The organism is Scopulibacillus darangshiensis, assembly GCF_004341035.1.
In the GTDB taxonomy this organism is placed as follows: domain Bacteria; phylum Bacillota; class Bacilli; order Bacillales; family Sporolactobacillaceae; genus Scopulibacillus; species Scopulibacillus darangshiensis.
This window is the reverse complement of sequence record NZ_SLXK01000012.1, coordinates 81481-107567: the sequence shown is the minus strand read 5'-3', so window position 1 is coordinate 107567 and position 26087 is coordinate 81481. Positions and strand designations below refer to the sequence as shown.

Annotated in this window: 28 protein-coding genes; 2 read left to right on the top strand and 26 right to left on the bottom strand. The window is 41.6% G+C overall.

Translation table 11 applies throughout. The features are described from left to right. Window positions 1–407: 407 nt before the first annotated feature. The 21 genes from fliJ to rplS form a co-directional block, all read right to left on the bottom strand. Entirely contained in the window at window positions 408–848 is a 441-nt protein-coding gene (fliJ, locus tag EV207_RS10290) for a flagellar export protein FliJ (RefSeq protein ID WP_132746074.1), read from the bottom strand. Beyond that, window positions 849–2165: a flagellar protein export ATPase FliI gene (fliI, locus tag EV207_RS10285; protein WP_132746073.1), complete on the bottom strand. Its 1317-nt coding sequence runs from the start codon at window positions 2163–2165 to the stop codon at window positions 849–851. It lies immediately after the preceding gene. Further along, window positions 2162–2923 carry a flagellar assembly protein FliH gene (gene fliH / locus EV207_RS10280; protein ID WP_165886902.1) on the bottom strand — a complete coding sequence of 254 codons (762 nt, stop codon included), beginning with the start codon at window positions 2921–2923 and terminating at the stop codon, window positions 2162–2164. The genes fliI and fliH overlap by 4 nt, the downstream gene beginning before the upstream one ends. After that, window positions 2916–3929, bottom strand: a complete 1014-nt coding sequence (gene fliG, locus EV207_RS10275; protein ID WP_132746071.1) for a flagellar motor switch protein FliG — start codon at window positions 3927–3929, stop codon at window positions 2916–2918. The genes fliH and fliG overlap by 8 nt, the downstream gene beginning before the upstream one ends. A 12-nt stretch (window positions 3930–3941) precedes the next feature. Further along, window positions 3942–5534 (bottom strand): flagellar basal-body MS-ring/collar protein FliF, encoded by a 1593-nt coding sequence (gene fliF, locus EV207_RS10270; protein WP_132746070.1) that lies wholly within the window; start codon window positions 5532–5534, stop codon window positions 3942–3944. Window positions 5535–5568: 34 nt separating this feature from the next. Beyond that, window positions 5569–5862: a flagellar hook-basal body complex protein FliE gene (fliE, locus tag EV207_RS10265; RefSeq protein ID WP_132746069.1), complete on the bottom strand. Its 294-nt coding sequence runs from the start codon at window positions 5860–5862 to the stop codon at window positions 5569–5571. A 12-nt stretch (window positions 5863–5874) separates the two neighbouring features. Next, window positions 5875–6318 (bottom strand): flagellar basal body rod protein FlgC, encoded by a 444-nt coding sequence (gene flgC / locus EV207_RS10260; protein WP_424511360.1) that lies wholly within the window; start codon window positions 6316–6318, stop codon window positions 5875–5877. A gap of 1 nt (window position 6319) precedes the next feature. Further along, a complete protein-coding gene (gene flgB, locus EV207_RS10255; protein ID WP_132746068.1) occupies window positions 6320–6700 on the bottom strand; it encodes a flagellar basal body rod protein FlgB in 381 nt (126 codons plus the stop codon). Between the two features lie 341 nt (window positions 6701–7041). Beyond that, window positions 7042–7818: a GTP-sensing pleiotropic transcriptional regulator CodY gene (gene codY / locus EV207_RS10250; protein ID WP_132746067.1), complete on the bottom strand. Its 777-nt coding sequence runs from the start codon at window positions 7816–7818 to the stop codon at window positions 7042–7044. Between the two features lie 27 nt (window positions 7819–7845). Further along, on the bottom strand, window positions 7846–9246 hold the full coding sequence (gene hslU / locus EV207_RS10245) for an HslU--HslV peptidase ATPase subunit (RefSeq protein ID WP_132746066.1): 1401 nt from the start codon (window positions 9244–9246) through the stop codon (window positions 7846–7848). A gap of 22 nt (window positions 9247–9268) precedes the next feature. After that, a complete protein-coding gene (gene hslV / locus EV207_RS10240) occupies window positions 9269–9808 on the bottom strand; it encodes an ATP-dependent protease subunit HslV (RefSeq protein WP_132746065.1) in 540 nt (179 codons plus the stop codon). A 1-nt stretch (window position 9809) separates the two neighbouring features. Further along, on the bottom strand, window positions 9810–10718 hold the full coding sequence (xerC, locus tag EV207_RS10235) for a tyrosine recombinase XerC (RefSeq protein ID WP_132746064.1): 909 nt from the start codon (window positions 10716–10718) through the stop codon (window positions 9810–9812). Window positions 10719–10781: 63 nt separating this feature from the next. Continuing rightward, window positions 10782–12089: an FADH(2)-oxidizing methylenetetrahydrofolate--tRNA-(uracil(54)-C(5))-methyltransferase TrmFO gene (gene trmFO, locus EV207_RS10230; RefSeq protein WP_132746063.1), complete on the bottom strand. Its 1308-nt coding sequence runs from the start codon at window positions 12087–12089 to the stop codon at window positions 10782–10784. 206 nt (window positions 12090–12295) lie between these two features. After that, window positions 12296–14368 (bottom strand): type I DNA topoisomerase, encoded by a 2073-nt coding sequence (gene topA, locus EV207_RS10225; RefSeq protein WP_132746062.1) that lies wholly within the window; start codon window positions 14366–14368, stop codon window positions 12296–12298. A 125-nt stretch (window positions 14369–14493) separates the two neighbouring features. Continuing rightward, window positions 14494–15372 carry a DNA-processing protein DprA gene (dprA, locus tag EV207_RS10220; RefSeq protein WP_132746061.1) on the bottom strand — a complete coding sequence of 293 codons (879 nt, stop codon included), beginning with the start codon at window positions 15370–15372 and terminating at the stop codon, window positions 14494–14496. 73 nt (window positions 15373–15445) lie between these two features. Beyond that, entirely contained in the window at window positions 15446–16348 is a 903-nt protein-coding gene (sucD, locus tag EV207_RS10215; RefSeq protein ID WP_132746060.1) for a succinate--CoA ligase subunit alpha, read from the bottom strand. Window positions 16349–16366: 18 nt separating this feature from the next. Then, entirely contained in the window at window positions 16367–17527 is a 1161-nt protein-coding gene (gene sucC / locus EV207_RS10210) for an ADP-forming succinate--CoA ligase subunit beta (RefSeq protein WP_132746059.1), read from the bottom strand. Between the two features lie 236 nt (window positions 17528–17763). Further along, entirely contained in the window at window positions 17764–18525 is a 762-nt protein-coding gene (locus EV207_RS10205; RefSeq protein WP_132746058.1) for a ribonuclease HII, read from the bottom strand. A 60-nt stretch (window positions 18526–18585) separates the two neighbouring features. Beyond that, window positions 18586–19452, bottom strand: a complete 867-nt coding sequence (gene ylqF, locus EV207_RS10200; protein WP_132746057.1) for a ribosome biogenesis GTPase YlqF — start codon at window positions 19450–19452, stop codon at window positions 18586–18588. Between the two features lie 9 nt (window positions 19453–19461). Beyond that, window positions 19462–19986, bottom strand: a complete 525-nt coding sequence (gene lepB, locus EV207_RS10195; RefSeq protein ID WP_132746056.1) for a signal peptidase I — start codon at window positions 19984–19986, stop codon at window positions 19462–19464. A gap of 188 nt (window positions 19987–20174) precedes the next feature. Next, window positions 20175–20516: a 50S ribosomal protein L19 gene (rplS, locus tag EV207_RS10190; RefSeq protein ID WP_132746055.1), complete on the bottom strand. Its 342-nt coding sequence runs from the start codon at window positions 20514–20516 to the stop codon at window positions 20175–20177. 213 nt (window positions 20517–20729) lie between these two features. On the opposite strand from rplS, the gene EV207_RS10185 reads away from it, so the two are divergent. Both EV207_RS10185 and EV207_RS10180 read left to right on the top strand, forming a co-directional pair. Next, entirely contained in the window at window positions 20730–20915 is a 186-nt protein-coding gene (locus tag EV207_RS10185; RefSeq protein WP_132746054.1) for a small acid-soluble spore protein H, read from the top strand. A 382-nt stretch (window positions 20916–21297) separates the two neighbouring features. Then, window positions 21298–21549, top strand: a complete 252-nt coding sequence (locus EV207_RS10180; RefSeq protein ID WP_132746053.1) for a hypothetical protein — start codon at window positions 21298–21300, stop codon at window positions 21547–21549. 129 nt (window positions 21550–21678) lie between these two features. Here the strand turns inward: EV207_RS10180 and EV207_RS10175 are convergent, their stop codons facing one another. The 5 genes from EV207_RS10175 to EV207_RS10155 all read right to left on the bottom strand — a co-directional run bounded on the left by EV207_RS10175 (window position 21679) and on the right by EV207_RS10155 (window position 25655). Beyond that, window positions 21679–21771 carry a YjcZ family sporulation protein gene (locus EV207_RS10175; protein ID WP_132746052.1) on the bottom strand — a complete coding sequence of 31 codons (93 nt, stop codon included), beginning with the start codon at window positions 21769–21771 and terminating at the stop codon, window positions 21679–21681. Between the two features lie 130 nt (window positions 21772–21901). After that, window positions 21902–22441, bottom strand: a complete 540-nt coding sequence (locus EV207_RS10170) for an RNA polymerase sigma factor (protein WP_165886901.1) — start codon at window positions 22439–22441, stop codon at window positions 21902–21904. Between the two features lie 11 nt (window positions 22442–22452). Next, window positions 22453–24399, bottom strand: a complete 1947-nt coding sequence (locus EV207_RS10165) for a DUF6449 domain-containing protein (RefSeq protein ID WP_132746050.1) — start codon at window positions 24397–24399, stop codon at window positions 22453–22455. Next, on the bottom strand, window positions 24374–25273 hold the full coding sequence (locus EV207_RS10160; protein WP_132746049.1) for an ABC transporter ATP-binding protein: 900 nt from the start codon (window positions 25271–25273) through the stop codon (window positions 24374–24376). The genes EV207_RS10165 and EV207_RS10160 overlap by 26 nt, the downstream gene beginning before the upstream one ends. Then, window positions 25266–25655 carry a GntR family transcriptional regulator gene (locus EV207_RS10155; protein ID WP_132746048.1) on the bottom strand — a complete coding sequence of 130 codons (390 nt, stop codon included), beginning with the start codon at window positions 25653–25655 and terminating at the stop codon, window positions 25266–25268. Before EV207_RS10155 ends, EV207_RS10160 begins: the two co-directional genes overlap by 8 nt. Window positions 25656–26087: the final 432 nt, after the last annotated feature.

The window sequence follows — 26087 nt, the reverse complement described above, 5'->3', positions numbered from 1 at the left end:
ACAGCACGTGTCTGAAGACCCCGCAGGAAGTGGTTTTCTTCCGAGGAGGCTGAAGCCGTGCCCGCGGAAAGCGAGTGCCAGTAGCGTAAATCACCCAACAATGTCATACATAACTTCAGAAGGCAAATAGACAACAACAGTCTTTAAAATTCAATTTGGAACCAAGGGGGTAGTATACCCAAAAACAGGTGATTTCAGGGTGCCTAATTATTGTATTCCTTCACCGCAGTGAATTTCGCAATCCTTTTCCCAATAGAGGAACGAAAAGTATGGTTTCGGACTTAAATCTCGTTTCATCTCGTAGGTATGAATAAATCAGGGGAATGATTATAACAAGACAAAGTTTTATTATTTTTATAGATATTTTATTTTCCATAATGCCACCTTGCTTTTTTAAGGGTTGATGGTTAATTAATAAGAGGGAAGGATATTGCCGCCAGTTCATCCATTCTTTTGTTATCCCTCTTTCTCTCATCCTTTTTGTACTCTAGCCATGCATGATCCTTCAGCTTTTCATATTTTTTGAGCTGAATGGTTTTCTCTGTCAGAGTCAATTGAAATTGTTCGAGGCGTTCCCTTGCTTGGGCATATTCTATCCTTTGTTCATCAATCATTCGTTCAAGTCTGCTGATGTCGTTTAATTGATTTTGGACGGCATCAATAGAAAGTGATGATTTAAGATTCTCCCGAAATGCCGCTTGGATTGATTCCTTTTGTTCCATTAATGAATACAATCGATTTGAAAGCGTTTCGTAGAATCCGAAGACAACTTGATATTCCGACTCCAGCTGTTTTTTTTCTTTATCAGCAATGTGTAAAATTTTCTGAAAGGAAAATTGAAAAGACATTTAACCACCACCCTTCCCAAACTGTTGAATTAGCTGCCTGACAGCATCCTCCTGTGTCACCACTTCGTCCTCACCCTGCTTTAAGTAGGCCTGAATAAGAGGATAATAGTGAATGGCATCATCAATGTCCTTTGACGTCCCCTTCTTATAAGCACCGATATGAATTAAATCTTCAGAATCCATGTATTTAGATAAATAAGTCCTGAATTTGACTGCTGCTTTTTGATGCTCCGGTGTGACGATGCTATTCATCACACGGCTCACACTCTTCAATACATTGACAGCAGGGTATTGGCCCTTTTGGGCAAGCTCCCTGTCAAGTACAATATGACCATCTAGTATTCCCCTCGCTGTATCTGAAATCGGCTCATCCAAATCATCACCATCAACCAGAACTGTATAAAATGCCGTTATAGTTCCAAATTCATCGGTTCCTGCCCGCTCCAAAAGCTGCGACAATAAGGAAAAGACTGAAGGGGGGTACCCTTTTGTTGTCGGGGGTTCACCCACTGCCAGACCAATTTCCCTTTGTGCCATGGCTACCCTTGTTAAGGAATCCATCATCAGCAGCACATCTTTTCCTATGGAGCGAAAATGTTCAGCTATAGCTGTCGCAGCCAATGCACCTTTGATTCGCATTAATGCCGGCTGATCCGATGTTGCCACGACAATGATCGACCTTGCAAGTCCTTCAGGTCCAAGACCCTTTTCCAAAAATTCCTTGACTTCGCGCCCTCGCTCGCCAATGAGTGCAATCACATTTAAATCAGCTGAAGTATGACGGGCGACCATTCCCATTAATGTACTTTTTCCCACACCGCTTCCAGCAAAGATCCCTACACGCTGACCTTTGCCAACTGTTAATAACCCATCGATCGATCTAATGCCAAGTTCAACAGCCTCTTGTATCCTTGGTCGGCTTAACGGATTTGGCGGCATCCCCGCTGCCTGAACCGCTGACAATCCTTTTGAAAAAATCGTTCCTGTCATTGGCTGGCCAAGGCTGTCACAGACCTTTCCCAACAATTCTGTACCGACTTTTATTTGCAATGGTTTCCCAGTTGTTTCGACCAAGCACCCGGGAGAAATGTGATTGACAGTTGTAAAAGGCATCAGCAGCACATGCTCATTTCGAAATCCGACAACTTCGGCCTTAACTGTGCAGGATTGTTTTTCCAAATGAATATGACACACATCACCAATTGACGTTGAGGGACCTTTCGATTCTATCAGCAAGCCGACAACTCTAACGATTTTCCCATACCGCTTATAAGTGTCGATGGTATTCATCCGTTTCAAAAGTTGGATTGCCTTCATTTAGTTTCCTCCAATAATTCAAGAAGCTTGGCTTTAAGCACTCTAAGTTGACTGTCTATACTGGCATCAATCTTTCCAAACGGTGTTTCAATATAGCACTTGTTTTCATTTAAATCTCCATCGACGAAGACAAGCAGCTGAGCCCCTTGAGCATAGGCTGCTAATTCCTCTCTTTGGTCATTGACGACAGGAAACCATACAGGGGGAACGATAATTTTTATCGTTTCCATTTCCCTCACTTCGCCTAATACCTTTTTTATTATTGGCAGCCATTGTTCTGGCTCCGAAGAAAGCGTCGTGTTCATAATCGTTTCGGCCGCCATGATAGCTAGGGACAGAATTTGCGGCTCAGCCTGCTGAAGATATTCCTTATAAGCTGTCTCAGCACGTCTAACGATACTGTTAGCCTCTTTAAGCTTATCGCAGCAGGAAGCAAGCCCTTCATCTTGGCCTTTTTTGAAACCATCTTGATAACCTAATGCGTGTTGTTCTTTATAAATGACGTCACTTTTCTCTATCAATTGTTCTTCTTGTCTTTTGATATCCTGCTGTTTGCGTTCATAATCAGCCTGTGCGCCTGCGATAATATCGTTCGCTTCATTCCGAGCCATCCTCACTCTCTCTGACAAAGTCAATTCAAGCCGGTCCGTCATGTTGTTATGTTCTTCTGCTCCATAAAGATGACGGGGATTGACGGAATGGATGTCTAACACCCTTTTTCTATACATTGACGCAGGTGCTTTAATAACGTTAGACAACGATATCATCCCCACCGCCGCGGGCAATCACAATTTCACCGGCATCTTCAAGATTCCTAATCGCGTTGACAATTCGGGATTGAGCTTCCTCCACATCACGAAGCCGAACAGGCCCCATAAACTCCATTTCCTCCTTTAATGTCTCGGCCATGCGCTCTGACATATTCCCAAATAACACGTCCCTGACTTCTTCGCTCGCTGTCTTTAATGACAACAGCAGATCTTCATTGTCCACCTCACGGATGACACGTTGTATCGCCCGGTTATCAAGGACAATAATATCTTCAAAGACAAACATACGTTTCTTAATTTCATTGGCAAGATCAGGGTCCTGGACAGCCAATTCATCCAGAATGGTTCGTTCTGTTGTTCGATCTACACCGTTAAGAACGCCAACAACCGCTTCAATACCGCCGGTTTGTGTATAATCCTGAGTAACAGTGGCAGACAGTTTTTTTTCGAGGATTCGTTCAACCTGATTAATAATTTCAGGTGATGTCCTATCCATAATAGCGATGCGTCTCGCCACATCTGACTGCAAATCATGCTGTAAGGCTGACAAAATTTGTGCTGACTGCTCTGAATCAAGATAAGATAGGACAAGAGCAATCGTTTGCGGGTGTTCATGCTGAATAAAATTTAAGATTTGCTGCGGATCTGTCCTTCTCATAAAATCAAAAGGTTTTACCTGCAGTGTTGATGTTAACCGGCCGATCACCTCTTTGGCTGTTTCGGTACCCAGTGCTTTTTCTAAAATCTGCTTTGCGTAGCCAATTCCGCCTTGTGAAATATATTCCTGAGCGAGTGCTGTCTGAAAAAACTCATCCACTACCCGGCCTTTTACATGTTTGTCTATTTTCCTGACATTTGAAATTTCTAGTGTCAGTTCCTCAATTTCATGCTCCGTTAAATGCTTGTACACCTCGGCCGAGACATCTGATCCAAGAGCAATTAATAATACAGCGGCCTTTTCTTTACCCGTTAACTTATTCGTTTGCATGACCATTACAAGCCCTCCCTAATCCTCAGAAAGCCACGACCGCAGTAACTTGACAAATTTGTCTGGCTTTTGTTTCGCCAGTTTTTCTAGCTGCTTGTATTTTTGCACTTCTGGTGATTTATTTTCCATTTCGTCTTCCAAGTCAGTTACACGTTGCGCTGACTGGTGGTATGTTATCTCAGACAAGAGATCTTCATTTGCTGCCTTTCGCCTTCTTAATAGCAACATAACTAAAACAATAATGATCAATAGAATTAAACCGCCGCCAATATACAACCATAACCGGGATGTTTTCTTCGATGTTGTTATTGCTTTAGGCTTTCCGTTAAATTTCTCAACGGTGACAATCGCTTTTTGATCGATTTCATTAGAACTTAACTGCTTACCCCCATTATCCGAGAGGGTCGTCCGAATAATTGTGTTAAGTATTTGTTTGATGTCGCTGATTCTTTGCGGCGACAACGATGCCCGCTTATTAGGATTAGGCGGTTCAACCATAACCTGAATGCCCAAATCTTTAATATCATAAGGGCTATTAACTATGTCTTTGTGAATCCGATTGAACTCATTGTTGATACGATCCTCAATATGCTTGTAAGACCCATCATTGTTGTCTGTGCTGGGATATTCGGGAATATCTGTATTTCCGGTACCAACTTTGCCTCCTGGGCCTCTACCTGAATAGGTTTCAGTTATATGTTCTGCACTTACCTGGAGCCCTTCCATAGTTTCTTTATCTACGGGTTTAACAAGATCTTCTTTTGATTTTTCCTTTGTAAAATCGATATCCGTTGTGACATTAACCATTACTTTCTCTTGCCCCATCATCATACCAAGCATTTGTTGAACTTTTCTTTGCAAATCCTTTTCAATATCTTGCTTGATTCCCTTTTGCTGTTCATAAACGGATAATGCCGAATCATTAGAACTGCTTTTTTTGTCATAGTAGTTAAAATACTGATCCATTATGACGATATTATCTTCAGGAAGATTCGGAACACTTTTAGAAATAAGATGATATAGCCCTTGAACCTGTGCATTATTTAATTGATAACCCGGCTCAAGCTCTAATACAACAGAGGCTGATGCGTCATTTTGCTTAGAATCGTCACTGACCCAGACGCTTCTTTCTGGTAAATTCAGCATGACTTTAGCGGATCTAACACCTTTAATTTGAGTTACCAGATTGGAAAGCTCCGTCTGCATGGCAGCACGTTCTAATACAGCAAATTCTTTGTCAGTCATACCGAAGCTGGCATTTTCACCAAAAAAAGAATAGTCAATTTGGCCGCTTTTGGGTACGCCTTCAGCCGCTAATTCAACTTTTAGCTGATCGACCTGTGCTTTAGGAACACTAATCGTTGACCCGTCATCTGATAATTTATAGACAATATTCTTCTTGTCTAACGTTTCTTTGATTTGCCCTGCTTCACTTGCGGACAAATGGCTATAAAGCGGCGTGAAATGCTTTATTGATGACAATGTTGTCATCAAAATGATAAGACAGACAGCAGCAGCGCTTAAGAAAATGATCCAACCCCTTTTTTTCTTGCTTAAACCTAACCACATGCCTTTTATTCTTTTATAACCGTTTGATAGCTTTTCTTTCATGATATCCTCCAATCGGTGCCGTTACGCTTTCTGTCTAAACCTGCATTCTCATAATTTCTTGATAGGCATCGATCACCTTGTTTCTTACCTCTACCGTCGTTTGCAGGAGAATATCCGATTTTTCCATTGCTATCATCACATTATGTAAATTTCCCGCCTTACCTGCGGCCATATCGGTTACCATTTGATTGGCTGTTTCCTCAGAAACATTCACATTGTCCAGGGCTTTTCCAAGCATATTCGAAAAGGAAACTTTTGATTTTGGTGACAAGTGCTTCATTTCCATTGCGGGCTTTAACCCCTGTAGGTCAATAGCTAAAGCTTTCATGCGTAACAACTCCTACCTTCCGATTTCTAAAGCTTTCATAAGCATATTTTTATTTGCATTAATCACTGTGACATTTGCTTCATATGACCTTGTGACACTCATTAAATCCACCATTTCCTTCAAAGGATCAACATTCGGCAATTTAACATAGCCCTCTTGATTGGCCTCAGGATTGTCAGGTTCATAGACCAGTTTAAAAGGTGTCTGGTCCTGGACAACTCTAGTCACCTTTACACCGCCTGCCTTCTGCGCTAGCGCCTGATCAAAATGAGTTTTAAAGCCGCCGTTCATTGGCGCCATCTCGACAATCTTTCTACGATATGGCTGCCATTCGCCATTAACCTTTTTTGCTCTAGTTGTATCGGCGTTAGCCATGTTGGCTGAGATGACATCCATTCGCAAGCGCCCTGCCGTTAGCGCTGATGCGGAAATATTAAGACCATCAAAAATCCCCAAACTAACGCCCTCCCCTTAAAACAAGCTTATATTGCTGAAATTTGTGGTTTAATGCACTGACAAGCGTTTGATATTCGATTTGGCTTTTCGCGAGTTTTGACATTTCTTTATCGATGTCAACGCTATTCCCATTGTTCTGCATTGCTGCTTCGTCGGTTTCGGTAACTCTATAACCGCTTTCTCCACCGAATGACATATGTCTGGACTCGGTCCTATGAGCTGAAATCGCCTGGTCTAGAGCGTCTCTGAATACAACCTTTTTTGCCTTGTAATGAGGTGTATCTACATTCGCAATGTTTTGGGATATTATCTTTTGGTTAAGCGAAGCGCCATTAAGCGCTTTTTCCAGTAATGGTACCGTTGTACGATTAAAAATGTCCATATAACCCCTCTTTAAATAAAATAGTTGAATTTCAATGCACATAGGAGTTTTTTACTAAAATTTCAGCACCAAAAACTTAAGTGATGCTATTTTACCAATCTTTCGACCTTTATCTATGCATTACTTTGCATAAAATCATAATTCGACAAGTAGATCCGATTTGCCTTTAGGTCTTTATTACTATTTTATTACACGTGGTTAAGAGTCTTTTTTACCATTAACACAGTCCATTAAATAGATTATCATAACAGCAGCCATCTTTCATCATAAATATTATAAAAATGTAAAAAATTTAAAAAGCCCCGCAGCAAATGCTGCGGGGCCCTATTATTTTAAGTATGTTATTCAGCTTTAAGACGATTCAATTCGTATAGGAACTTGTCGTTAAGAACCTTGATGTACGTCCCTTTCATACCAAGTGAACGGGATTCGATGACACCGGCACTTTCAAGCTTCCTCAGCGCGTTAACGATAACGGACCTGGTAATGCCGACACGGTCAGCAATTTTGCTTGCAACAAGAAGCCCTTCCTTGCCGTCAAGCTCTTCAAAAATATGCTCAATCGCTTCAAGTTCACTATAGGACAGAGAACTGATCGCCATTTGGACGACGGCCTTTTCCCGAGCCTCTTCCTCAATTTCCTCTGTTTTTTCTCGGAGAATTTCCATACCAACGACCGTTGCGCCATATTCGGCAAGCACAAGATCTTCATCGGCAAAAGTATCGTTCATTCTGGAAAGGACAAGTGTTCCCAAGCGCTCACCGCCGCCAACGATCGGTACGACAGTTGTCAATCCGCCGGTAAATAGTTCTTTATTTTCCACAGGAAAAATGGTAAAAGGACTGTTCACATCCAAATTAGGCGATGTTTCGGTAACAGTAAATAATCCTTGGGTATATTCTTCTGGAAGTTGTCTTTCTTCAAACATTTGCTTCATGCGTTGATTTTCAAATTCAAGCTTTAAAGCCATCCCCAAAAGTTTCCCGCGGCGGCTGACAACAAAAGTATTTGTCTCAATCACATCGCGTAGTGTTTCAGCCATTTCATTGAAGTTAACCGGTGTCTTTGCACCTTGAAGCATATTATTAATTTTCCTCGTTTTTTCCAAAAGTTTCATAAGGTCTAATTCCTCCTAAAATTTACTTTATAAAATGTATTGACTTAAATCTCTGTTTTTAACAATGTTTTCTAATTTCTCTTCAACGTATTCCGGTGTAATCGTGATGGTTTCCAAAGTGACTTCAGGTGCTTCAAATGATAGATCTTCCAAAAGCCTCTCCAAAATGGTATGTAGGCGTCTGGCCCCGATATTGTCGGTTTCCTGATTAACCTCGTACGCGATTGAAGCAATTTTACGAATAGCTTCGTCAGAAAATTCCACATTTATACCTTCAGTTTTTAACAAAGCTTGATATTGCTTAAGCAAAGCGTTGCTCGGCTCGACGAGTATATTTACAAAATCATCAACGGAAAGGCTGGATAATTCTACCCGAATCGGAAATCGCCCTTGCAGCTCTGGAATCAGATCAGATGGTTTCGCCATATGAAATGCACCCGCTGCAATAAACAAAACATGGTCGGTCTTCACTGATCCGTATTTCGTCATAATAGTTGACCCTTCAACGATTGGCAAAATATCCCTCTGGACACCTTCCCTTGAAACCTCTCCGGATTGTTGATTCTTGCCGGCGATTTTATCAATTTCATCAATAAAAATTATACCCGATTGCTCCGCTCTTGAAACAGCTTCCTGGGTCACTTCATCCATATCAATCAATTTTTGAGCTTCATCCTGTGTAAGAATCTTTCTTGCCTCATTAACTGTGAGCTTTCGCTTTTTTTTCTTTTTGGGTACCATGTTCCCTAAAAGGTCCTGCATATTCATGCCGAGCTGTTCCATTCCGGCACCCTGTAGCATATCAAACATACCGCTCTGCTGTTGTTCTTCCACCTCGACGGTAACCATGTGGTCTTCCAATTCACCCATATCAAGAAGGTGCCGGGTTTTTTTGCGTTGATCCTTTAAAGATTGCTCCTCATCTTCGGTGTCACCTGAATCTTGCTGCGGTTGATTTTGTCCTCCAAACAGCATTTCAAAGGGATTCTTAGATGGAGCTGACTTCTTTTTGGATGGGACCAAGAGTGAAACAAGCCGGTCATTGGCCAGTTCTTCTGCCTTAACTTGAACACTTGCCATTTTCTCCTCTTTAACAAGCCGAATCGATGTTTCCACCAGGTCACGGACCATTGATTCCACATCCCGGCCTACATAGCCGACTTCTGTGAATTTGGTTGCCTCAAGTTTAATAAAGGGTGCTCCAACAAGTTTTGCCAGACGGCGGGCAATTTCAGTTTTCCCCACGCCGGTCGGTCCAATCATCAATATATTTTTTGGGACGATTTCGTCGCGGATCTTCTCGTCTAACAACGAGCGGCGGTAACGATTACGAAGGGCAATTGCCACTGATTTCTTTGCCTTTTCTTGACCGATAATATATTGATTAAGCCTCTCGACAATTTGTCTTGGTGTCAACGCATTTGTCATTTAGACAGCCTCCCTTTCACCTTTACAGCTCTTCAACAGCAATATGGTCATTGGTAAACACACATATTTCACCTGCAATGCCTAAAGCCTTTTCAGCAATCTCCTTCGCTGACAATTCATGGCCGAATCGCTTAAGGGCCCTGCCTGCCGCAAGCGCATAATTGCCGCCGGAGCCGATCGCAAGAATCCCGTCATCCGGTTCAATCACCTCACCGGTTCCTGATACAAGCAATAAATGCGATTCATTCATGACTATGAGCATGGCTTCAAGTTGTCTGAGCATTTTATCGCTCCGCCACTCTTTGGCAAGCTCTACCGCCGCTCTTTGCAAATTCCCATTAAATTCTTCCAATCTGCCTTCGAACTTCTCATATAAAGTGAAGGCATCCGCAACCGATCCTGCAAACCCCGCAATGACCTTGCCATCATATAGTTTACGAACTTTCCGGGCAGAATGTTTCATTACAACGGATTGCCCTAGAGTAACCTGACCGTCTCCAGCCATGGCGCTATGGCCATTATGCTGCACTGCAAAAATTGTTGTCGCATGGAATTGGCCCATGTCATTCACTCCTTCCCTTTGCACGAGGATGGTGGTTCATATATGTTTCTCGAAGTCTTTCCTTAGTTACGTGGGTATATATTTGTGTTGTTGAAAGCTCAGCATGCCCTAATAACTCTTGAACTGTGCGCAAATCAGCACCTGCATTGATTAAATGGGTGGCAAAAGTATGCCGAAGGACGTGCGGGCTGATTTTTACGGTCAGCGAAGCCTTTTCAATCTGCCTATTTAGTATGGTTCGAACGCTTCTGTCCGAAAGCTGTCCGCCGCGATAGTTCAAAAACAAAGAGTTTTGTTTATTGTCACTTTTGACAAGCTTATGCCTGCCATCATTTATATATCGATCTAGTGCGTCATGAGCGTAACTTCCAATAGGTATGTATCTTTCTTTCCTGCCTTTTCCCTTAACTAACACAACATCCAAATCAAGATCCAAATTATCCATGGTCATACCAACACATTCACTTACCCTGACTCCCGATCCATAAAGGACTTCCAAAATCGCCTGATTTCTTTGTCCTAGCGGCGTCGTTATATCCTCCACATCAAACAGTTTCCCCAATTCCTCTTCATATAAAAACTTTGGCAGCCGATATTCTTGTTTTGGAAGACTCGCAAGCGCAAAAGGATTCTCGGTGGCAAGTTCTTCTCTAATACAATATCGGAAAAAACTACGCAGACTGGAAATTTTGCGTGCTAATGTCCGGCGCGAATGACCCTTATTAAGCTGTTCGGTCAAGAACACCCTGACAGAGGCATAAGAAACAGCAGCAATGTCATTTAATGCTTGCTGCTTCATGAAGATAAAGAAATCCTCAATATCTTTGGTGTAATTCAAAATGGTATGTTCTGAAACGTGCTTCTCAATCTCTAAATAGCGAAGAAACATCTCTAAATATTGTCCCATCATGATCACCTACAACTAACAAGGCTTCTAAATGTTATCACAGTTCAGAAGCCTTGACAATAGATTTTACAATTTTGTAACAAAATTCTGAATTGTTTTCAATGCTCGTTCAGCATACTTTTCGTTGCGTTCTTTTTTATTCTTAATTTTCTTGTCAAGAGGCGGCAGCAAACCGAAATTCGCATTCATCGGCTGAAAATTATCTTGATTGGCTGTTGTAATGTAATGAGCCATACTGCCGATAGCTGTTTCCTCAGGAAAGACGACGGGCTCTTTCCCTTCAGCAAGCCTTGCAGCATTAATACCAGCTATAAGACCTGCTGCTGCAGATTCCACATAACCTTCAACACCTGTCATCTGCCCGGCAAAAAACAAATCATCCCGCTCCTTGTATTGATAAGTCGGCTTTATTAACTTAGGGGAGTTGACGAAAGTGTTTCGATGCATGACGCCATAGCGGACAACCTCTGCGTTTTCCAAGCCAGGGATCATCCGTATGACTTCTTTTTGGGCTCCCCACTTTAAGTGGGTTTGGAAACCGACGATGTTAAATAAAGTGCCCGACGTGTTGTCCTGCCGGAGCTGAACAACAGCATAGGGACGCAGACCGGTTTTGGGGTCTTCTAGCCCAACCGGTTTCATCGGTCCGAAGAGCATCGTTTTCTTCCCTCTTTTTGCCATGACTTCAATCGGCATACAGCCTTCAAAAAAAATTTCTTTTTCAAAATCCTTTAATGTTACCGTTTCAGCATTAACGAGTGCCTCATAAAACCGGTCAAATTGTTCCTCAGTCATCGGGCAATTTAAATAAGCAGCCTCACCCTTGTCATAACGTGACTTCAGATAAACTTTGTCACGGTCTATGCTGTCGGTTTCTATAATCGGTGCCGCAGCATCATAAAAGTATAAATAATCCTCACCCGTTAATGATTGAAGCGCTTGTGACAGGCTGTCTGAAGTAAGCGGCCCTGTCGCAATAATTACCGGACCTTCAGGTATGCCTTCAACCTCTTCAGTTACCACTTCCACTAAGGGGTGCCCTTTAACCCTCTCGGTTACATTTGCGGCAAACTCATGACGGTCTACGGCGAGGGCACCTCCTGCTGGAACCGAAGAAGCGTCAGCAGCAGAAATAATCACCGAATCTAACCTTCGCATTTCTTCTTTTAAAACCCCCACTGCATTCGTCAGAGCGTTTGAACGAAGTGAATTCGTACAGACAAGCTCGGCAAATTTATCAGTATGATGCGCCGGGGTTTGTTTTACAGGTCTCATTTCATATAATCTCACTGGAATGCCGCGTTTGGCCAATTGCCAAGCTGCCTCGCTTCCTGCTAACCCCGCCCCAACGACGGTAACCGCTTGTGTTGCCATGTTCTTTACCTCCGTTATTGCTGTTCTTCTTTATACATATCTTAATTAATTTTCTCTCGATGATAGTATAAGTGCGACTAAGCTTCTGGCTTCGCTTTCAGCTCGCCAATCAGCTAGTCTTCTTTATACATATCTTAATTAATTTTCTCTCGATGATAGTATAAGTGCGACTAAGCTTCTGGCTTCGCTTTCAGCTCGCCAATCAGCTAGTCTTCTTTAAAATCACAATTCGAGCATTGGACGACCTTGCCCTTTTTCGTTTTCTTTTCAACAAGGTATTCGCCGCATTTCGGACAATTTCTAGGGATCGGTTTATCCCATGATACAAAATCACAATCAGGGTACCGGTCACACCCATAGAAAATTCGGCGCTTTTTGCTGCGGCGTTCGACGATGTCACCCTTTTCACACTTTGGACAGGTCACACCAACTTTTTTCAAAATTGGTTTGGTGTTTCGGCAGTCTGGGAAATTTGAACAAGCTAGGAACTTGCCGTATCTTCCCATTTTATATACCATTTCATGACCGCACTTATCACAGTCAATGCCTGCTGGTTCATCCTTTATTTCGACTTCTTTCATTTCAATTTCAGCTTTTTCTAGGTGCTTTTCAAAATCCTTGTAGAAGTCCGCAATGATTTTTACCCAATCCACATCGCCTTCTTCCACTGAATCCAAGTCACCTTCCATTTTCGCGGTAAAATCAACATCAATGATTTCCGGGAAAAATTCAACGATTAATTCAAGCACCACTTCACCGAGTTCCGTCGGCACAAACTTTTTATCGTCAATGACGACATAGCCGCGTCTCTGGATCGTATCCAATGTCGGCGCATAAGTCGACGGCCGTCCGATGCCTATTTCCTCCATTGTCCGAACGAGGCGGGCTTCGGAATACCGCGGCGGCGGCTGGGTAAAATGTTGTTTTGGATCGAGCTTTTCCTTTTTGACAGTCATGCCCTCTTCAAGTTCAGGAAGGAAGTTCTCGTCATCTTTCTTTTTGCTGTCGTCGCTGCCTTCGGTATAAACTTTCATAAAGCCAGGGAATTTAATTTTTGAACCGGTTGCACGGAACGTCACGCCAGCTTGAACGAGATCGGCTCTTACAGTATCCATGACAGCTGGAGCCATTTGGCTGGCTACAAACCGTTCCCAAATCAACTTGTATAAGCGGAATTGGTCGCGGCTCAAATATTGTTTCATTTCTTTTGGCTGACGGATGACCGATGTCGGTCTGATCGCTTCGTGAGCATCTTGAGTATTATCATTTTGTTTTTTCTTTTTTGGCTTGTATTGACCGGCATAAGAAGAGCCATAAGCTTGTGTAATATGATCCTTCGCTTCCGCTTTGGCCACATCAGATATTCGAGTTGAATCCGTTCTCATGTAAGTGATCAGACCTGTCGTTCCTTGCTTGCCTATTTCAATACCTTCATATAACTGCTGAGCGACCATCATCGTCTTCTTTGCCCTAAAATTCAGCTTTCGGGCGGCTTCTTGTTGCAATGATGATGTAATAAATGGTGCAACAGGGTATCTGAGCCGTTCTTTCTTTTGAACCTGTTTTACCTCAAACTGATTATTTTCCAGCTTTCCCAGGACCCCATCGACATCCTCTTTATTTTTCAATTCTGTTTTTTTGTTGTCGATCCCGTAAAAAGCAGCTTCAAATGTTTCTTCCCGAACTTTAAATATACCTTTAATTGACCAGTACTCTTCGGGGATAAATTCTTTAATTTCTTTTTCCCGTTCAATAATCAGTTTTAGGGCAACCGATTGAACACGGCCGGCACTTAAGCCCTTTTTTACTTTTTTCCAAAGCAATGGGCTGATATTGTAACCAACTAACCGGTCCAATATCCGGCGCGCCTGCTGTGCATCCACAAGATTCATATTTATTTCACGGGGGGTTTTAAAGGCATCTTTAATCGCCTGTTTGGTAATTTCATTAAAAACAACCCGGCATTTGGATGATTCATCAATATCCAAACTATGAGCTAAATGCCATGCAATTGCTTCCCCTTCTCGGTCGGGGTCAGCTGCGAGATAGACTTTTTTTGCCTTTTTTGCGGCGCTTTTAAGCTCCTTAAGAACAGGACCTTTGCCGCGAATTGTTATATATCTTGGTTCAAAATGATTGTCTACATCAACGCCCATTTGACTCTTCGGCAAGTCACGGACGTGTCCCATAGAGGCCTTTACGTCATATTTCTTTCCGAGATACCTCTTAATTGTCTTGGCTTTAGCGGGAGATTCAACGATAACAAGATATTCTTCCATACTTGTTCTCCCCTTTTCTAGGTAATAATCAAATCCTCACTAATATTAATGATAGAATAAGGCTTTGTCAAACAAGAAGGGTAACATTTTTTCGTATTTTTAATGTTTTTTCAGTTGAATGATGCTTATATCAGGGCATTTCTATTCAGCTCATTTAGTATATCATTAGCGTCAATCACAAGCTTTGCCCCTTGCTGGATCAGACGATTTGTCCCAGCAGCATTTGGTTCCAGAATCATACCAGGAACGGCAAAAACCTCCCGCCCTTGGTCAAGAGCCTGATCGGCTGTAATGAGCGAGCCGCTTCTTTCTTTGGCTTCCACAACAATGGTCCCCTGAGATAGCCCGCTTATGATTCGATTCCTTTCAGGGAATTGCCATTTTTGCGGAGGGATATTTGGGGGATATTCGCTGATCACTAGATGGTTCGCAATCATTCGCTGGAATAAATCATGATGTTTCCTCGGATAAGGATGGTAAAGACCCGATGCTAAGACAGCTATAGTTTGGAACTTGAGCGCAATGTGATGGGCATAACCATCGATGCCAAGAGCCATTCCGCTGACAATCGTCCACCCATCTTCTATAAGGGGCAATAACAGCTTTTCCATGCTAAGCCGAGCGGTTTGAGTTGGCTGCCTGGTTCCAACGACACTAATCAACTTGGAACTATTTAACAATGACTTGTCACCTTTTCCAAATAAGACCCAAGGCGGATCATAGATATTTCTTAATTGAGATGGATACGCGGCATCATCAATCGTCATGACAAAAATATTATTTTTATTATAAGAATGAATGTATTTTTCGAGGGCAAAGCTATGTAGGTCATAATAAAAGCGATTAGCATGTTCGCGTTTCATTTTCAGATAATGACAAAGATCGTTCGCTGACATGTCATCGATGTGCTTTAATTCAGGATCTAAATCCAATAACTTTTTGACAGTTTTCCATCCCGCTCCCCGACAATGGTGAATACGAATCAGCTTATCCCGTTTTTCCAACGATCATAACCCTCATTCCATCTAATTTTTTGAAAAAAAGCCCCCGCGAGCACGGGAGCTTTTCGCCATTATCTTATTTAATTAGACATTTTTCGTATAAACCCTTTTCTTTGAGGACAGAAATTAATGTTTCACCCATAACAGCCGGCGTTTCAGCAACTTTAACACCACAAGCATTCAGTGTCTTGATTTTCTCATCAGCTGTTCCTTTGCCTCCGGAAATAATAGCACCGGCATGACCCATGCGTTTCCCTGGAGGGGCTGTTTGACCGCCAATAAAGCCGACAACTGGTTTCGACATATTCGCTTTGATCCACTCTGCCGCTTCTTCCTCTGCTGTACCGCCAATTTCACCGATCATAATGACAGCATATGTTTCATCATCTTCGTTAAATGCTTTAAGAACATCAATGAAATCTGTGCCATTGACAGGGTCTCCGCCGATACCGACAGCGGTTGTTTGACCGATGTCTGCTTGTGAGAGCTGATGAACAGCTTCATATGTCAAGGTGCCGGAGCGGGAGACAACGCCGACATGGCCTTTACGGTGAATGTAGCCAGGCATGATGCCAATCTTACATTCGTCAGGTGTGATCACGCCGGGACAGTTTGGCCCAACCAAGCGGGTTTTCTTACCTTTCATGTAACGTTTCACCTTGATCATATCAATTACTGGAATATGCTCAGTGATCGTAATGACAAGGTCAAGTTCAGCATCGACTGCTTCCACTATAGCGTCCGCAGCAAATGCAGGAGGAACATATACAACCGATGCATTCGCCCCTGTTGCTTTAACCGCTTCTTCAACCGTATTGAATACAGGTACACCTTCAACTTCTTGTCCGGCTTTACCTGGTGTGACACCGGCGACAATTTTCGTGCCGTATTCAAGCATTTGCTTTGTATGGAAGAGAGCGGTTGAACCTGTAATCCCTTGTACGATTACTTTTGTATCTTTATTTACAAATACGCTCATCTTAATTGCCCACCTTTCCTATTTTACTAATGAAACGATTTTCTCTGCACCATCTGCCATGGATTCTGCAGCGACGATATTCAATCCTGATTCATTCAGCATTTTCTTGCCGATTTCGACATTTGTTCCTTCAAGACGAACAACGAGAGGAAGCTTTAAGCCGACTTGCTTAGTCGCTTCGATGACACCTTCAGCGATAACATCACATTTCATAATCCCGCCGAAAATATTGACAAAGATGCCTTGTACATTTTTATCGGAAAGAATAATTTTAAAGGCTTCTGTAACCTTTTCGGCTGTCGCACCGCCCCCAACATCAAGAAAGTTGGCCGGGTCGCCGCCATAATGCTTAATAATGTCCATTGTTGACATCGCAAGACCAGCACCATTAACCATACAGCCGATGTTGCCGTCTAGAGCAATATAGCTGAGGTCGTACTTAGATGCTTCGATTTCTTTTTCATCTTCTTCATCAAGATCGCGAAGCTCTAAGATGTCTTTATGACGGTAAAGCGCATTATCATCAAAATTCAGTTTTGCATCGAGCGCCATAACTTGTCCGTCTCCAGTTGTTACAAGAGGGTTAATTTCGGCAATTGAGCAATCATTTTCGACAAACACATTGTAAAGACCGATCATGAATTTTACCGCTTTATTGACAAGGTTCACCGGAATGTTGATATTAAATGCCAGACGTCTTGCTTGATATGGCATAAGACCAACAACAGGATCGACTGTTTCCCTGAAAATCTTTTCAGGAGTGTTAGCCGCAACTTCTTCAATTTCGGTTCCGCCTTCTTCGGACCCCATCATCACTATACGTGACGTCGCACGGTCCAATACAAGACCGATGTAAAACTCGCTCTGGATATCGCTTCCTTCTTCAATGAGTAAGCGCTTTACTTCTTTTCCTTCAGGGCCGGTTTGGTGTGTGACAAGGGTTTTGCCAAGTAATTCTTCAGCATATGTACGCACCTCATCAAGCGACTTTGCAAGTTTAACGCCGCCAGCTTTTCCTCGGCCGCCCGCGTGGATTTGAGCTTTAACAACTTTTACTGTTGAATTTAAAGTTTCGGCTGCTTTAACTGCTTCTTCAGGTGTAAATGCCACTTTACCATCCGGAACAGCAACGCCGTACTTTCTCAAGAGTTCTTTACCTTGATACTCATGAATATTCACTATTGCAACCTCCTATCGTTAGTTAAGTGAAAGCAACTGCCTTACCTATTGTATAAAAAACCGACTTAATTTGTCTACTATGAAAACTAAGGCTTTGTCGAAATAACACCAAACCTGAGGAATGGCGTTGGTTTTGATCTAAAAGATAAATAAATGTAAATATTTCGACTAAAAGACTAACCAAGCTGGTTCCTCATAAATTGGTATATTATGAGCATTTGCCATTTCAATCGTAATTATTTATGCAGCGGAGCAAATGACATCCGATGCTCTGGACATGGACCATGTTCATCCAATGCTTGAAGATGCGCCTTTGTCCCGTAACCCATATGACTGGAAAATTGGTATTCTGGGTATGTTTGGCCAAGCTCTGTCATGATCCGGTCTCTTGTTTCCTTGGCGATGATTGATGCTGCGGCTATAGATATACTTCTCGTGTCACCCTTAATTAAGGAGGTCTGGGGGACTTCAAGTGGCAGCTTCATTGCATCGATGAGCAGGTGATCAGGTTCAATGTCTAACTCTTGTACGGCCTTAATCATGGCCTGCTTTGCAGCCTGATAGATATTCACCTCATCTATTATCTTGGCATGGACAATCCCGACACCAATAGCCACAGCCTTTTGGTGAATGACCTTAAAAAATTGTTCGCGTCTTGATTTCGACAACTGTTTGGAATCATTTATGCCATAAAGGGCTGCATCCGGCTTGAGGATGACTGCAGCCGCTACAACGGGACCGGCAATTGGTCCGCGCCCGGCTTCATCTATCCCTGCAATATATAAATCACCTTTTTTATAGAGCCCGTGCTCATACTGACTCATTTGAAGATATTTCTCGACAATCGCTTGCTTTTTGGCATGGCGTTCATCCCATCGTTTAAGAAGGGCTTGAACCCCCTTACGCGAATCGTCTTCAAGCTGATGCCTCACTTCCGAGGATATATTTTCCAATTGAAAAAGGCTTTGTTCAATCTCTTTAATAGATTTGTCTCGCATGTTATGTATGTCTCGCTTTCAGGGGGTCTGACCCCAAAGGGTCAGACCCCCTTTTTTTGATTAAGGTCTTTCCAATGTCAAACGGCCGAGCTTTTGGCTGCGGTAATCACGAACAATAATTTCAGCCGTCCTATCATAATCGATATGGCCGCCTCCTGCGACACAGCCGCGCCTTTTGCCGATTACATCGAACAATTCAACAATTTCTTCTATGGCAGGTTCTGCTTCAATTGGCGGCAAATCCGATATCCCATACCTGTCACTTAAAGTCTCGGGGTATGACATCCATAGCGTCTTCAATAGAAAAACAGCGATATCCTGGAAGTCAACCAATTCATCTTTAATGGCACCCGTAGCCGCAAGTCTCAACCCAACATCGGGATCCTCGAATTTCGGCCAGAGGATTCCGGGGGTATCCAGAAGCTCCATTGTTTTACCGACTTTGATCCATTGTTGCGCTTTCGTCACACCTGGCCGGTCGCCGATTTTAGCGATCTTTTTGTTTGCTAACCGATTGATCAATGTCGACTTACCAACATTTGGAATACCTAAAATAAGAGCTCGATCGGCCCGGGCATTAAAACCTTTACTTTCCAGCTTTTCTCTCTTTTTTAAGGTCAACTGATGAACCAAATCTGGAATAGCCTTTGTTCCTTCTCCAGTTTGGGAGTTAACAGAATGTACACTGTATCCCTTTTGCTTAAATGTATCCTTCCAGGCTGAGGTAACATGGGGATCAGCCATATCCGCTTTATTAAGAATCAATAACCTTGGCTTATCAGCAGCAATCTCGTCAACAAGCGGGTTTCTTGAGGATTCAGGGATACGTGAGTCTACCAGTTCAATCACAACATCGATCAGTTTAATTTTTTCGATCATTTGGCGTTTCGCTTTAGCCATATGACCCGGATACCATTGAATTGTCAATAAAGTCACCTACTTTACAACTTGAAAATCGGAAAACGGCCAAAATGTTACTTCAGCCTTCCCGGTAATTTTTGTTAAAGGAATGGGGCCGATGATCCGGCTGTCTCGGCTGTTACGCCGATTGTCCCCCATAACGAAGACCGTTCCTTGGGGGACCTCGGCAATAAAGTTATATGTCAACCAGCCCTTGACTGACCTCTTTTTATCATCCAGAAATGGCTCATCAACCTTTTGACCATCAACATATAATGTGTCATTTTCATACTTAATCGTTTCACCCGGAAGCCCAATCACTCGTTTGATATAGTCAGATTCTTTCGTTGCGTGAAAAATAACAATATCAAACCGGTGAGGCTTGCCAATATCATAACTCAGTTTATTTACTATCATATGGTCATGGTCATGCAATGTCGGCATCATAGAGTGCCCATCAACAACAATATGCCCGAATATAAAATAGCGTATGAGAACAGCTAATACAACCGCAATGATTAAAGGCTTCAGGATCCCCAACGATTTATGCTGTTTTGCCATCACCTTTAGCCCTCCGTAAGTAGAAAAATAATAAAATTTGGCGTTTTAAAGTTAAAGAAAACTTGCCGATTGGCAAGCCTTTAATGGGCGCAGCCAGAGGCTTAGTTGCACTTATGTGCGTAAGAAAGTTTATACTTTCTTATTAACTAAAAAAGGAGCTTGTATAACAAGCTCCTTTTTTCGGACATTTATCGGCTTTTAATACGAGCTGCTTTACCGCGTAGGTTGCGTAGATAGTAAAGTTTCGCACGACGAACTTTACCGCGGCGTACAACATCGATCTTTTCAATCTTTGGTGAGTGAACCGGGAACGCTCTTTCAACACCTACACCGTAAGATATCTTGCGAACCGTAAATGTTTCGCTGATACCGCCGCCGTGGCGCTTGATAACAACACCTTCAAAGATCTGAATACGCTCACGTGAACCTTCAACAACCTTAACGTGTACTTTTACCGTATCACCTGCGCGAAATTCTGGCAGATCAGTTTTCAACTGTTCTTTTGTAATTTCAGCTAAAATATTTTGCATAAATGCCCCTCCTTCCCTACAAATGCTCTTACAACCCTAGGTTGAAGCGGAACATCGTATTCACTTCACTGGCATTTGCCACAAAATTTATCATACCACAACACCACCCGCCATGCAATATAAGACTCCCTCTCATTAAATGGTTATCAAGGAATAATGATTGACCTAGTAGTACAAATTAAAAACTATAAGAATAATAAAAGGTGGTTTAACATGAATAAACAGCGCGCACAAGAGATTGCTTCTTCACCGGTAATGGCAAATGTATCTTATAAAGGAGATGCAATCTATATTCAGCATGTAGATGACAAAAATGAGACAGCCAGAATTTATGCCCTTGATCAACCGGAGAATGAACAAGAGGTTTCCTTGAACGACCTAAAAGAAGATTATCGCTAGCCGCCAATAAATCGGGCCTTCTAAAAATTCTTTTTAGCGGGCCCTTTTTATAATCCCACCATGGCGCATGCGGAACATCATTAATTTCTTTTGGCACGGCCGGCCAATGCCACGGTTGTTGCCAAGGGATGTTTTGTTCCGTACTTCTTGCTTTACCTTTGATGAAAGGTTATTTACGAAATTGCTCCATAAGCTAATCATTCTACCTTTTCTATTCAAACCCTTCTATTTCGTCTAAAATATACCACTTTTTACCATAAAGCCTAAATATAGAAAAAGACACGAAAGCCTTTGTTAACCGGGGATATTCCCCTATTCAAAACCTTTCTGATCTTCATAGGATGTATAAGATGCACATTTCACAAACAGGGGAGGGTAAAAAATGTCAGGACAAAATTTTTATGAACTCTGTCAGAAATACATGAATCAATCCGTTGAAATCCGCTGTCAGGATGGCACCGTGCATCGGGGGACTATAACAAAAGTTGACGGCTCACATGTATACCTTCAACCCATAGATGGCGGGGATGGGGTAGATGGCCCGGGTGTCTATTATTTTGGCTACGGATTCGGCTTTCCGATCGCGTTAGCGGCCATTGCCTCCATCGCCCTTTGGCCATTTTTCTTTTGGTAAAATAATTTGTATTTAATAAGCTAACCTTCTCTAAGGTTAGCTTATTATTATTATTATTATTCGATTTTCCCCGTGAAAAAAGGACACAGTAATGTGCCCTTTTAGTATGCTTACATTTAATTTTAAATTCTAGTATACATAAGCTGCTCCAACGATAATCAATAGAATGAAAAGGACGACAATTAACGCAAAGTTATTGCCGTAGCCACCACCGTAACTCATTTATCAATCACCACCTTATCTTGATTCTTTATATTCTATGAAGCGGCAAGGAATTATGATAGGGACAACTGATAAATCAAACGATTGCTGAGTTCAAATCTAGTTTTCCTACGGGTCCGCTGTTGAATCGTCAAATGGGTGGCTTCCAATGACATCTCATTTGCTGCCTGGCGCGGTATAGCCGTGATTTCACAGTGCCTTTGGATAATCCCAGTTTGGCGGCGATTTCATTTTCCTTTAAGCCCTTAAAGCACTTCAATAGGATAATTTCCCGAAATTCTGGCTTTAGCTGATTAATATCTGCCTGTACCTCTTGTTCAAACAATAATGATTCAACATCCCTTTCGACATCGCAAGCTTCCATAAGCATGTCCTTCTTGAACATTGCAATGCTATCCAATGACAAGGCACGTTTCCTCTTTTCTTTCCTAAGCGTATCAATTGCCGTTCTGGAAGCTATCGTTAAGAGCCACGGGCCGATCTTTTGGTGATCAGCAAGGGTGTCTAGTTTTTTTATAGCTTTAATAAATGTTTCTTGAATAATATCTTCCGCGAGGTACGGATCCCGGCAAATCACCATGGCTGCCCTATATACCCTTTGATAAAACGTCTGATACAATTCTTCCAGATCCGTTTCACTTGCCTTTCTCTTGTGTAAAGCTAAAGACATCGCATGCCACCTCATTTCCCATTAAAATATTGCTCGACAAAGGCGGGAGTGTGTTTCCCATCAAAAATACCTGAATCCATGTTCCCGTTTTTATAGTTAAAAACAACGTCATATCGACTTTTCACCGATCCCCAGCTAAAGTTATCAAGGCACATTTCGATTTTATCTTTATTGGTCACTTTAAGCGCCTGGCCTTTATTTAGCATTTTTTTGATCCATGCTTTATTCGTAAGTGACGTTTTATAAGAGCTATGATTATTTTTCCTGATGACAATAGCTGAGCTGATATCATTGGCGTTAACCACGGCATTTTTAAGTTGGCCTTTTGCCTTTAACCATTTTTTTAAATTAGAATAGGATGGTTTAAAATCTAGGTGCATCCTTTTATCATTTTTCAATAAAATTTCAACATTTGAATCAGCACCATGTTCAAACGTCATATCCTCATATGTTTCATTTTCGATATCATCCTTAAGGTTGCTGATCGCGGCAATAATATCCTTAGGATCAACGAAAGAAACACTTCTTGTGACACGACCATTTGTGGAAATGGTGATTTTATCTACCATATCCACATTTACACTCAATAATTTGTAATGGGCTTGTTTGTATTCATTCGATTCATACAACGGTTTTAAATAGGCAATGTACCTGTCTTTGTCCTGCAAGCGATACTCACGCATTACCTTATCGCCATTTTTTAATTTATAGACAAAGAATAACGGGTCCCCATATTTGCTCGTTTTTCCTGCTGTCCCCTGACTTCCTATTATTTTTTCATGCAAATTGCGAACGAGCTCGATGTTTTGCGGTTCTTCAAAAAACTTCTTCCCTCTAGGATGATTATTTAAATAGACACTTTCTATATTGGCAACTTTCGGGACACGCTTTTCATAGCCTGTTATGTCAAATTGGAATAATCCGAAGACTACCGCAAAAATGACCGCGTAAATGACATATCCTTTTAACCGGGTTAATACCCTCCAGGTCTTGTGCAAAATCATTTCTGCAATAAGATAACCAATAAGTGACCCTATGATATAGCCGAAGATGATCCAAAAGAAGCCGCCCTGGAATCCCCCAAAGTAAAAACCGCCAAGCAGCATGAAGCAAAATGTCATACTGTATTTAAATACCGGTCTTAATTGTGAAAAGGCAATGGCCTGTGACACAGCTTCGAGCTTTCGTTTTTTATAGATCATTATTGAACCAAAGTAAAAAACGACTGCCAAAATTAGATAGATAATGATTTCTATCACCGACATTGGACTTTTCATATTAGGAAAATTTAGCGCCTGCGATATCGGTGAGATCTTGTCAAAACTTTTATCCGTAAAATAATCATAGGGAAAACCTGTTAACAAAAATTTTAAGTTATATGAAATAAGAACACCTATCCCAGCCGGAAACAACAGCAAGACATAGGTTAATCCTCCTTGTACAGCTGAAAGGCCTGTTATCATGGCAACCAGCACACCGGACATGAAAATCAAAAGATCGGTTATTATAGTGTCAAGCAGCCAATATAGTACATCTTTTAAGGAATAATAATCGGTCACATCCATCACTGAATGCAAGATTAATAGGGTGATGCCAGTCAAAACCACTGGAATAATTAACATGAGGATACCCATGATGAGATATTGGTTAAAAATTCTTGTCCGCTTAATCGGCAGACTATGGATGAGGTCTGACGCGTTCTTGACTTGCAGGTAGCGAAATAAAAAAATGCTTAATAAAACCGGGATCACGCAGGTCAAAAACCATTGCAAATCAGCATTGAAGGAAAAGAGATTCTCAAATCTTACAAAATATTGGTTATCATCGGTAGCAAGCATGATAATTTTCAGTGGAACAGCAAAAAGCAACCCTGCCAAATAAACAAAGCCGACCCAGCCTACTGTTCTGAGGTTTTGAAATGCTATCTCTTTACTAAACCAAGATGTTTTTGATGGCATAGCCCGCATCCCCCATTTCATAAATAAATATTTCCTCAAGTGTGAGTGGCAGCATGTCATAAATTACAGGGTTGGACCTCGTAAAATGCTCGGTTAACATCTCCTGATCTCCAGCCACAATACACAACAGAACACTTCCTCTTTCCTCTTTATAAAGAACCCTAAGATTACCGAATAAATTTTCTGGTGTTTTACCTTTAAAAGCGACTTGAATCTTATGGATATCCGATTTCAAATCATCCAAATCCTTTTCAAGGATCATCTCACCCTTATGTAAAATCCCAATATGATCACAGATGTCTTCAATTTCCCTAAGGTTATGAGAGGATATTAGTACGGTCATACCCCTGTCCGCCACATCTTGGACAATTAAATTCTTTATCTTTCTCCTCATCACTGGATCCAAACCGTCAATCGGTTCATCTAAAACAAGAATCTCAGGCATAGCTGAGAATGACAGCCAAAAGGCGACTTGTCTTTGCATCCCTTTTGAGAACTTTTGCACTTTTTTACTTTCATCAATTTCAAAAACATCTTTCAATTTTTCATAGCGCTTTTCATCCCAGGTTGAGTAAACACTTCTATAAAAATTGGCCATTTGTTTGACCGTGTATTGAGGGAAGTAATATAGTGTATCAGCGATAAAAACGATACGGTTTTTCACCGGCGGATTTTCGAACACTGACTGGTGAGAAATTAAGATGTCTCCCTCATCCTGAAGCAGGATCCCCGTTACCAATTTTAATAATGTGGTTTTGCCGGCACCGTTTGAACCAAGCAGCCCATAGATCGACCCTCTTTTAACTGCAAAATTGACATTAGTTAAAACATCCATATTGTCTAAAGTTTTACTGACATTCTTGACTTCAATCATCTATATGACCTCCCCCAACAGACTTTTCTATCTCCAAAATGAATGCGTGCAATTCCTTAACTGTCATCCCTAAATACAAAGCCTCTGATAACAATTTTTCCAAATCCTTTTTTATCCTTTTAAGTTTTTCGGAATTGGCCGCATCCGGTGATTCATTCACAAAACTTCCTTTGCCTTTTATAGAATAGATATATCCTTGCATTTCTAACTCCCTGTACGCTTTTTGGATGGTATTGGGGTTTATTGTCAGCTGCCCGGCAAGTGTCCTGACAGAAGGAAGCTGCTCACCAATTTGCAGCACATCATTAATGATTAGTTCTTTAAACTTATCTACTAGTTGTTCATAAATAGGCTTTCTGCTTCTAAGATCCAGATCAAACATTTTTAACCTCCAATCCGTATTAACTGTATTATTATTATTAGTACAGTTATGATTATATACCGATAATGAACAATTTGAAATGATTTTATTTAAAATACCTGTAAATAAAAAAATAAGAGAAGCGAAATCTCTTATTTTACACACCATATTTAGTTCAAGGAATTATCGATTTGCTCAAATTCCACACAAAAGACCTCTTGAATGACTGAATAACGGAACCACAGTCCAATACGCTCATAAAACATAGCATTTTGTCACAGATAGAGGAACGACAGTCCGATAAAAATCCTAACAATATGAAATGTCTACTTCTTGGCGAGGCGCAAGGTGGTCGGGTCCATTTTGTAAGAGGTGTAATTCCCTATTTGGGTAAAAGTAAAAAATTACGGACAAAGCCCCGAAAGTAACAATATGTTATACACAAGGCGACTA

Coding starts and splice junctions, on each gene's coding strand:
- fliJ (WP_132746074.1), bottom strand. CDS start 848: ATGTCTTTTCAATTTTCCTTTCAGAAAATTTTACACATTGCTGATAAA.
- fliI (WP_132746073.1), bottom strand. CDS start 2,165: ATGAAGGCAATCCAACTTTTGAAACGGATGAATACCATCGACACTTAT.
- fliG (WP_132746071.1), bottom strand. CDS start 3,929: ATGGTCATGCAAACGAATAAGTTAACGGGTAAAGAAAAGGCCGCTGTA.
- fliF (WP_132746070.1), bottom strand. CDS start 5,534: ATGAAAGAAAAGCTATCAAACGGTTATAAAAGAATAAAAGGCATGTGG.
- fliE (WP_132746069.1), bottom strand. CDS start 5,862: ATGAAAGCTTTAGCTATTGACCTACAGGGGTTAAAGCCCGCAATGGAA.
- flgB (WP_132746068.1), bottom strand. CDS start 6,700: ATGGACATTTTTAATCGTACAACGGTACCATTACTGGAAAAAGCGCTT.
- codY (WP_132746067.1), bottom strand. CDS start 7,818: ATGAAACTTTTGGAAAAAACGAGGAAAATTAATAATATGCTTCAAGGT.
- hslU (WP_132746066.1), bottom strand. CDS start 9,246: ATGACAAATGCGTTGACACCAAGACAAATTGTCGAGAGGCTTAATCAA.
- hslV (WP_132746065.1), bottom strand. CDS start 9,808: ATGGGCCAATTCCATGCGACAACAATTTTTGCAGTGCAGCATAATGGC.
- xerC (WP_132746064.1), bottom strand. CDS start 10,718: ATGATGGGACAATATTTAGAGATGTTTCTTCGCTATTTAGAGATTGAG.
- trmFO (WP_132746063.1), bottom strand. CDS start 12,089: ATGGCAACACAAGCGGTTACCGTCGTTGGGGCGGGGTTAGCAGGAAGC.
- topA (WP_132746062.1), bottom strand. CDS start 14,368: ATGGAAGAATATCTTGTTATCGTTGAATCTCCCGCTAAAGCCAAGACA.
- sucD (WP_132746060.1), bottom strand. CDS start 16,348: ATGAGCGTATTTGTAAATAAAGATACAAAAGTAATCGTACAAGGGATT.
- EV207_RS10205 (WP_132746058.1), bottom strand. CDS start 18,525: ATGCGAGACAAATCTATTAAAGAGATTGAACAAAGCCTTTTTCAATTG.
- lepB (WP_132746056.1), bottom strand. CDS start 19,986: ATGGCAAAACAGCATAAATCGTTGGGGATCCTGAAGCCTTTAATCATT.
- rplS (WP_132746055.1), bottom strand. CDS start 20,516: ATGCAAAATATTTTAGCTGAAATTACAAAAGAACAGTTGAAAACTGAT.
- EV207_RS10185 (WP_132746054.1), top strand. CDS start 20,730: ATGAATAAACAGCGCGCACAAGAGATTGCTTCTTCACCGGTAATGGCA.
- EV207_RS10180 (WP_132746053.1), top strand. CDS start 21,298: ATGTCAGGACAAAATTTTTATGAACTCTGTCAGAAATACATGAATCAA.
- EV207_RS10175 (WP_132746052.1), bottom strand. CDS start 21,771: ATGAGTTACGGTGGTGGCTACGGCAATAACTTTGCGTTAATTGTCGTC.
- EV207_RS10170 (WP_165886901.1), bottom strand. CDS start 22,441: ATGTCTTTAGCTTTACACAAGAGAAAGGCAAGTGAAACGGATCTGGAA.
- EV207_RS10165 (WP_132746050.1), bottom strand. CDS start 24,399: ATGCCATCAAAAACATCTTGGTTTAGTAAAGAGATAGCATTTCAAAAC.
- EV207_RS10160 (WP_132746049.1), bottom strand. CDS start 25,273: ATGATTGAAGTCAAGAATGTCAGTAAAACTTTAGACAATATGGATGTT.
- EV207_RS10155 (WP_132746048.1), bottom strand. CDS start 25,655: ATGTTTGATCTGGATCTTAGAAGCAGAAAGCCTATTTATGAACAACTA.